Origin of the sequence: Streptomyces diastatochromogenes (assembly GCF_002242805.1) — a bacterium.
Classification (GTDB): Bacteria; Actinomycetota; Actinomycetes; order Streptomycetales; family Streptomycetaceae; genus Streptomyces; species Streptomyces diastatochromogenes.
Map to the genome: position 1 here is coordinate 1 of NZ_MCGQ01000124.1, position 3034 is coordinate 3034.

4 pseudogenes are annotated in these 3034 nt (G+C 70.2%); 1 reads left to right on the plus strand and 3 read right to left on the minus strand.

The features are described from left to right. From BEK98_RS50680 to BEK98_RS50690, 3 pseudogenes are all read right to left on the minus strand, one after another. Positions 1-1004: pseudogene (locus BEK98_RS50680) on the minus strand (phosphoenolpyruvate carboxylase); the annotation flags it as partial. Positions 1005-1006: 2 nt separating this feature from the next. After that, a pseudogene (locus tag BEK98_RS50685) lies at positions 1007-2260 on the minus strand (phosphoenolpyruvate carboxylase); the annotation flags it as partial. Between the two features lie 2 nt (positions 2261-2262). Further along, positions 2263-2572, minus strand: a pseudogene (locus tag BEK98_RS50690) (phosphoenolpyruvate carboxylase); the annotation flags it as partial. A 308-nt stretch (positions 2573-2880) separates the two neighbouring features. On the opposite strand from BEK98_RS50690, the pseudogene BEK98_RS50695 reads away from it, so the two are divergent. After that, a pseudogene (locus BEK98_RS50695) lies at positions 2881-3034 on the plus strand (acyl-CoA desaturase); the annotation flags it as partial.

The window sequence follows — 3034 nt, forward strand, 5'->3', positions numbered from 1 at the left end:
GGCAGCGGCGTCGCGCTGGCGCTTGAGCAGGGTGACCTGGAGGTAGGAGATCGGGTCCAGGTAGGCGTCGCGGATGGTGAAGGTCTGCCGGAGGGCGGGCTGGGCGTCGAGGAGTTCCTTCTCGCCGGTGACGTGCAGTACCTCGCTGACGGTCAGCTCGTGTTCGGCCTTGATGGTGTCGAAGACGTGCTTGAGGTCGTCCGGGACGAGGGTGTCCACGTAGTGCTGGGCGATCCGCAGGTCCGTCTTGGCGAGGGTCATCTCGACGTTGGAGATGAAGTTGCGGAAGAAGTGCCACTGCCCGTGCATCTCGTCGAGCACGCTGTCCAGGCCGGCTTCGCGCAGGGCCTTGAGGCCGGAGCCGACGCCGAACCAGCCGGGGACGATCTGCCGGGACTGGGTCCAGCCGAACACCCAGGGGATGGCGCGCAGGCCGTCGAGCGAGACGCCCGAGCCGGGGCGGCGGGAGGGCCGCGAGCCCAGGTGCAGGTCGGCGAGCTGGTCGACCGGCGTGGAGGCGAGGAAGTACGTCGGCAGGTCGGGGTCCTCGACGAGCCTGCGGTAGGCGGCGTGGGCGGCGTCGGAGACGACGTCCATGGCGGCGTCCCAGCGGGCGAGGGCCTCGTCGGACTGGCGGGGGGCGGTGTGCAGGGCGGAGGCCTGCAGGGTGGCCGCGACCGTCAGTTCGAGGTTCTCCCGGGCCAGGGACGGGATGAGGTACTTGTCGGAGATGACCTCGCCCTGTTCGGTGACCTTGATCTCGCCCTCCAGGGTGCCCCAGGGCTGGGCGAGGATGGCGTCGTGGGAGGGGCCGCCGCCGCGGCCGACGGTGCCGCCGCGGCCGTGGAAGAGGCGGAGGCGGACGCCGTACCGGTGCGCCACGTCACGCAGGCGGCGCTGTGCCCGGTGGATCTCCCACTGGCTGGTGGTGATGCCGCCGAACTTGGAGGAGTCGGAGTAGCCGAGCATGACCTCCTGGACGTCGCCGCGCAGCGCGACCAGGCNNCGGCGGCGCGCAGCTCGTCGGTGGTCTCCAGGAGCGGCACGATGCCGATCTTGGCCCAGCCGGCGTGCAGGTCGAGGAGGCCGGCCTCGCGAGCGAGGACGGCGGCGGCGAAGACGTCGTCGGCGCCCTGGCACATGGAGATGATGTAGGACTCGATGACCTCGGGGCCGAAGACCTCCAGGGCGCGCTTGACGGTCTCGAAGACGCCGAGGGTCTTGGCGCCGGCCGCGTCGACGGGGGCCGGGGTCGGGGCCAGCGGCCTCCTGGAGCGCAGCTCCTTGGCGAGGAGCTTGGCCCGGTAGTCGCGGGGCATGTCGGCGTAGCGCCAGGACTCCTCGCCGAGGCGGTCGAAGAGCTGGCCGAGGGCGTGGTGGTGGGCGTCGGCGTGTTCGCGTACGTCCATGGTGGCGAGCTGGAGGCCGAAGGCGGCCAGGGTGCGGATGGTGCGGCTCATGCGGCCGTCGGCGAAGAGGGCGCCGCGGTGCTCGCGCAGAGAGGTCTGGATGAGCCTGAGGTCGCTCAGCAGCTCGCCGGTGCCGAGGTAGTCGCGGCCGTCCTGGTGCGGGGTGCCCTTGGCGAGGCGCTGCTTGGTGTTCTCCAGCTTCTGCCGGATGCAGGTGGCCTTGAGCCGGTAGGGCTCCTCGGCGTTGAGGCGCTTGTAGCGGGGGCTGATCTCGGGCAGTCGCTCCAGGTCGGCGTGGAGGGACTGGAGGAGTTCCTCGGTGGCGCCGGCGTAGCGGATGGAGTTGGAGAGCAGTCCGCGCAGTTCGTCGATCATCTCCAGGGCGTCGTTGATGCCGTGTTCGTGCTGGAGGATGAGGACGTCCCAGGTGACCTGGGGGGTGACGTTGGGGTTGCCGTCGCGGTCGCCGCCGATCCAGGTGCCGAAGGTGAGGGGGCGGGTGGTGTCGGGCAGCTTGACGCCGACGCGCTCCAGTTCGGCCGTCAGATCCTCCAGGACGTCTCCCACCGCGTCGGCATGCAGCTCGTCGAGGTAGTAGATGGCGTTGCGGGCCTCGTCGGCGGGCTCGGGCCGGACGACGCGCAGTTCGTCCGTCTGCCACACCAGGTCGATGTTCTCGGCGAGGCGGACGTCGTGGCGGCGGCGGTCGGAGTCGAGGACGGGGGTGTCCAGGAGTGCGGCGATGCGCCGGAGCTTGTTGAGGACGGACCGGCGCGCGGCCTCGGTGGGGTGTGCCGTGAACACTGGACGAACGTTGAGGTGCTCGACGCTCTGCCGCAGGTGCTCGGGGTNNGGCCGCCCTCGGCGGCGCGCCTTTCGCGCAGCTCGCGGCCGCGGTGCACCTGCTCGGTGACGTTGGCCAGGTGGAAGTAGGTGGAGAAGGCGCGGACCAGCTTGGCGGCGGTGTCCAGTTCGGTGCCCCGCAGCAGCTCGGCGGCGGCCTCGCCGTCCTCGCGGGTGAGGCGGCGGACCTTCTCGACGAGGTCGAGGAGTTCGGGGCCTTCCTGCCGTACGAGGGTCTCGCCCAGGAGGTCACCCAGTCGCCTGATGTCGGCGCGCAGCTCGCTGCTGGTCGTGGTGGTCTGGTCGTCGGCACTGCTCACAGGTGCGGCTCCTTGCAGTGTTGAAGCTCGTCTGGGAGGGAACCCGGGGCACCGTCCACCATGCGGCGGGTGCCGCATACGGGTCGGAACGTCCGGGAAGGAATCAGAGCGGACCGCGCTGTCCGACCGACTCCAAGGATAGGTGTCGATGCGGACGCGCAGGTTCTCGGGCTCTTGCCGCGGCTCGACACGCTGCCATACTTACGTCGCCGTAGGTTACGGAACCGTAGGGAAGGATTGCTGGAGTCCCGTTCGGTCCGGCCGGTCCGGCGCCCTGTCTCGACCCTCGAACCCCACAGGGGACACGCATGACCTCACGTTCCGATGTGATCGAAGATTCCCGTACGGCCGACGACACTCTCCTTTCCTCCGCCACGCTGGGCGGCGAGCAGAAGCGTTCGATCGAGCAGATCACGCTGCTCCTGTTCATCACCGTGCCGTTCCTGGCGCTGGTGGCGGCCG